The following is a 4,463-nucleotide window of genomic DNA, read 5'->3' as shown; positions in this document are numbered from 1 at the left end:
GGCCGGGGGCCGGGGGCCGGGGGCCGGAGAACCCGGCCGCGGACCGGGGCGGCGGCCGCGGACCGGCCGCCGGGGGAGGCCGGGCCGGGCGGGCGGTTGCCCGGGCCAGCGGCCGTGGACCGCCCGCCGGTGCGGGACAGGCGGGCGGGGCGAGCACCGGCGCCCGGGCCAGGGCGGTGGCGGGCCGCCGGCCCGCCGCCGGACCTCAGCCCGCCCGCCGACGGTCTCGGCCCGCCCCCCGACGGACCTCAGCCCGCCGACTCCGCCGCGTGCGGGCTGAGGACGCCCGCCATGACCAGGCCGATCAGCACGATGCCGAGCACCACGCGGTAGTAGACGAACGGCATGAAGGACTTGGTACTGATGAACTTCATGAACCACGCGATGACCGCGTACCCGGACACGAACGCGATCACCGTCGCGAACGCCGTCGGCCCCCAGTCCACATGGCCGCCCTCCATGGCGTCCTTCAGTTCGAAGGTGCCGGAGGCGAGGACCGCGGGGATGGCGAGCAGGAACGAGTACCGGGCCGCCGCCTCGCGCTGGTAGCCCATGAACAGGCCGCCGCTGATGGTGGCGCCGGAGCGGGAGACGCCGGGGATCAGGGCGCAGGCCTGGCAGAGGCCGAAGATGAGGCCGTCCTTCACGCCCAGGTTGTCCAGGGTCTTGCGCTGCTTGGGCGCGCGGTGGCGCCCGCTCTTCTCGTCGCGGGCCGCGAGCCGGTCGGCGATGCCGATCACGATGCCGACCACCACGAGCATGGTCGCGGTGACCCGCAGATCGCGGAAGGGGCCCTCGATCTGGTCCTTGAGCGTGACGCCGAGCAGGCCGATCGGGATCGAGCCGACGATCACCAGCCAGCCCATCTGGGCGTCGTGGTCCTTGCGCATCGTCTTGTCGAACAGCGAGCGGGTCCACGCCGAGATGATGCGCCCGATGTCCTTGCGGAAGTAGATCAGCACGGCGGCCTCGGTGCCGATCTGGGTGATCGCCGTGAAGGCGGCGCCGGGATCCTCCCAGCCCGAGAACGCGGCGGTCAGGCGCAGGTGCGCGCTGGAGGAGACGGGGAGGAACTCGGTCAGCCCCTGGACGAGTCCGAGGATGAGGGATTCAAACCAAGACATGTGGTTACGGAGTCCAAGTGCCGATCGGAGAGGGGGCGACGAACCCGGCGGGCCGCCGCGCGCGGTGATCAAGTGGTGTGTCGAAGGGCAGCGTAGCGTCCCCCGGCGACAGCCCGGGCACAGGGGTTTTGAAGGGGATCGCGCAGGGGAGGTGCGCGTGGCAGCCGACCTGCGCGGATGTGTTGACCGACCGGTGGACCGCCGCTTACGTTGCTGCCGCAGAGAAAGCGCTTGCTGTGCGCTCGGTGGCCGTTCTCCCACGAGGAGGCCCGAGCGTCCGGCCCGCTCGCTTGTACGGTCGTTCGTCGGAGGAGTGCTGATCACGCCCATGACCCCACCCGCATCCGCTCCGCTCGCCGGCCGCCGCATCCGTGCCGCTGTCGTCGGCACCGGTGCCATCGCCCGCGGCTCGCACCTGCCCGCCCTCCAGCAGCTCGCGGCGGAGGGGGAGACCGAGGTCGTCGCGGCCGTCGACATCGACGGCGCCGCCGCCGAGGCCTTCTGCGCGGACAACGGGGTCCCGCACGCCTACACCGACCTGGAGCGGATGCTGGCCGAGCAGCGCCCCGACCTGGTCGCGATCTGCACCCCGCCGACCCTGCACCGCGAGCAGAGCGTGGCCGCGCTGCGGGCCGGCGCCTGGGTGTGGTGCGAGAAGCCCCCGGTGCCGACGCTCGCCGACTACGACGCCGTCCAGGCGGAGGAGGGGGCCGAAAGCGGCCCGTACGCCTCGATCGTCTTCCAGCACCGCTTCGGGTCCGGCTCCCGGCACGTACGGCGGCTGCTCGCCGAGGAGGCCCTCGGCAGGCCGCTCGTGGCGCACTGCCAGACGACCTGGTACCGCGACACCGCGTACTACGCCGTGCCCTGGCGCGGCCGCTGGCGGACCGAGGGCGGCGGGCCCGCCATGGGCCACGGCATCCACCAGATGGACCTGCTGCTGGACCTGCTCGGCCCCTGGAGCGAGGTCCACGCCATGGCCGGCCGGCTCGTGCACGACGTGGAGACCGAGGACGTCTCCACCGCGCTGGTGCGCTTCGAGAACGGAGCCATGGCCACCATCGTGAACAGCGTCCTCAGCCCCGACGAGGTCAGCCGCATCCGGATCGACTGCGAACACGCCACGGTCGAGCTCACCCACCTCTACGGCCACTCCAACGCCAACTGGCGTATCACGCCGGCCCCGGACGTCCCCGGGGACCGGGCCGCCGCCTGGCAGGACTTCGGACCGGACGTGCCCAGCTCGCACCTCGCGCAGCTGCGCGAGCTGGTCGCGAGCATGCGCGCGGGCGAACGGCCGCGCAGCAGCGGCGCCGACGGGCGCACCAGCCTGGAACTGGTCACCGCGCTGTACAAGTCGGCGTTCACCGACACCACGGTGAAGCGGGGCGGCATCGGCCCCGGCGACCCCTACTACACCGCCCTGCACGGCGGCGCCCCCGGCTGGGCGCCGGCCGCCGAGGAGGTGTCCGCGTGACCGGTCTGCGTCTCGTCCACGCGCACGGCGACCGCGTCACGGTCACCGACCCGGTCACCGGCGTCGAACTGCTGGCCTACGTGTACCGGCCGGAGGCCGCCTGGGAGGCGCCGAAGCCGTACCTCCACCCCCTGCGCACCCTCGCGGGCGACGTCGTCACCGACTACCGGCCCAACGACCACCGCTGGCACAAGGGCCTGTCGCTGACCGCCTCCCACCTCTCGGGCGCGAACCTGTGGGGCGGCAACAGCTACGTCCACGGCGAGGGCTACCTCGAACTCCCCGAGCGGGTCGGCTCCATGGCGCACGCCGGCTTCGACGAGGTCGTCTGCGAGGGCGACCGGGCCGTCATCGCCGAGCGCCTGACCTGGCACCCGCACAGCGGTGAGCTGTGGGCCGGGGAGACACGCCGGATCGAGGTGCACGACGTCGACCGGGCCGCCGGGTCATGGGCGCTGACCTGGACGAGCGCCATCACCAACCGCCGTGACGAGCCGCTGCGGTTCGGCAGCCCGACCACCGCCGGGCGGGAGACGGCCGGCTACACGGGCCTGTTCTGGCGCGGCCCGCGCGCCTTCCGGGACGGCCGTGTCATCGGCCCCGAGGGGGAGGGCCCGGAGCTGATGGGCACACAGGGCCCCTGGCTCGCCCTCTCCGGCGAGCACGACGGCACCGACGGCCACGCCACGGTCGTCTTCGCCCACGCCCCGGAGAACGACCACTCCGGCGCCCGGGGAGCCCATCCCGCCCACTGGTTCGTGCGCAACGAGCCCTTCGCCGGCATCGCCCCCTCCTGGGCCTTCTACGACGAGCTGGAGCTGGCCCCCGGCGACACGCTGACCCGCCGCTACCGCGTCGTCGTGGCCGACGGGGCCTGGGAGCGGGAGGAGATCACCGAGTACCTCCGGGCCCACCCGTGGTGAGCACCCACCCGGGCCTGCCCGGCGGCGTCGCCCTCTCCCACCTGTGCGTCTACGACTGGCCGGCCGCCGACGGCCTGCGCGGCGGAACGCCCCATCTGCACCTGGCCTGTTCGGAGGGGTACGTCGTCACCGGGGGGCGGGGCGCGGTGCAGACGCTCACCGCCTCCGGGTACGAGGTCACCCCCCTCACGCCCGGCACGGTCGTCTGGTTCACCCCGGGCACCGTCCACCGGCTGGTCAACGACGGGGACCTGCGCATCACCGTCCTGATGCAGAACGGCGGACTGCCGGAAGCGGGCGACGCCGTCCTCACCCTGCCGCCGCGGTACCTGACCGACCCCGAGACCTACGCCGCCGCCACCGCCGTTCCGGCCGACGCGCCGGAGGCGGAGCGCGAGCGGATCGCCCGCGCCCGCCGCGACCTCGCCCTGGAGGGCTACCGCGCCCTGCGCGAGGCGGACGGCCCCGAGCCCCTGGCCGCCTTCCACCGGGCCGCCGCCGCCCTCGTCCGGCCCCACCTCGCCGAGTGGCGCGAGCGCTGGCTGCGCGGCGCCCGGGCGGCTGCGGAGGCGACGGGGGAGCAGCTCGACCGGCTGGCGGCCGGCGACGTCTCCCACCTCGCCGCCGCCGTCGTACGGTCCGAAGAGCCCTCGGAGCGGGGGCGGTTCGGGATGTGCGGGCGGCTGGACGTGTACCCGCCGCAGCCATGAGGCGGCCGTGACCACGGCCCGCCCCGGGACCACGGCCCGCCCCGGGACCACGGCCCGCCCTGGGACCGGAGCCGGGCCGCTGATTCCGGAAGATGCTCCCTAGCTGTCCCTGGCAGTCCCTAGCTGTTCTGTGTCCTAGTACTGCAACCGCATCTGGCGTGACGGGGTGTATCAGGTGGTCGTTGATACGACTGTGTGCTGACGCGTTGACGATGGAGCAGGTCGAGTC

At 73.9% G+C, this 4,463-nt stretch carries 4 protein-coding genes; 3 read left to right on the top strand and 1 reads right to left on the bottom strand.

Annotated elements, in window-relative coordinates:
• Positions 1-248: 248 nt before the first annotated feature.
• On the bottom strand, positions 249-1,124 hold the full coding sequence (locus tag ACFV9M_RS41835; protein WP_385079767.1) for an undecaprenyl-diphosphate phosphatase: 876 nt from the start codon (positions 1,122-1,124) through the stop codon (positions 249-251).
• Between the two features lie 328 nt (positions 1,125-1,452).
• On the opposite strand from ACFV9M_RS41835, the gene ACFV9M_RS41830 reads away from it, so the two are divergent.
• From ACFV9M_RS41830 to ACFV9M_RS41820, 3 genes are read left to right on the top strand one after another with little or no spacing between them, the layout of a single operon-like run.
• On the top strand, positions 1,453-2,601 hold the full coding sequence (locus ACFV9M_RS41830) for a Gfo/Idh/MocA family protein (protein ID WP_385079764.1): 1,149 nt from the start codon (positions 1,453-1,455) through the stop codon (positions 2,599-2,601).
• A complete protein-coding gene (locus ACFV9M_RS41825; protein ID WP_385079762.1) occupies positions 2,598-3,524 on the top strand; it encodes a PmoA family protein in 927 nt (308 codons plus the stop codon). The genes ACFV9M_RS41830 and ACFV9M_RS41825 overlap by 4 nt, the downstream gene beginning before the upstream one ends.
• On the top strand, positions 3,518-4,234 hold the full coding sequence (locus tag ACFV9M_RS41820; RefSeq protein WP_385079760.1) for a cupin domain-containing protein: 717 nt from the start codon (positions 3,518-3,520) through the stop codon (positions 4,232-4,234). The genes ACFV9M_RS41825 and ACFV9M_RS41820 overlap by 7 nt, the downstream gene beginning before the upstream one ends.
• Positions 4,235-4,463 lie beyond the last annotated feature (229 nt).

This window comes from Streptomyces sp. NPDC059895 (genome assembly GCF_042731035.1).
Lineage (GTDB): Bacteria > Actinomycetota > Actinomycetes > Streptomycetales > Streptomycetaceae > Streptomyces.
Note: the sequence above shows the minus strand (reverse complement) of the source record. Positions and strands in the feature narration are given on the sequence as shown.

Excerpts from the sequence above, each read along its gene's own strand:
- ACFV9M_RS41835 (WP_385079767.1), bottom strand. The coding sequence starts at position 1,124 with ATGTCTTGGTTTGAATCCCTCATCCTCGGACTCGTCCAGGGGCTGACC.
- ACFV9M_RS41830 (WP_385079764.1), top strand. The coding sequence starts at position 1,453 with ATGACCCCACCCGCATCCGCTCCGCTCGCCGGCCGCCGCATCCGTGCC.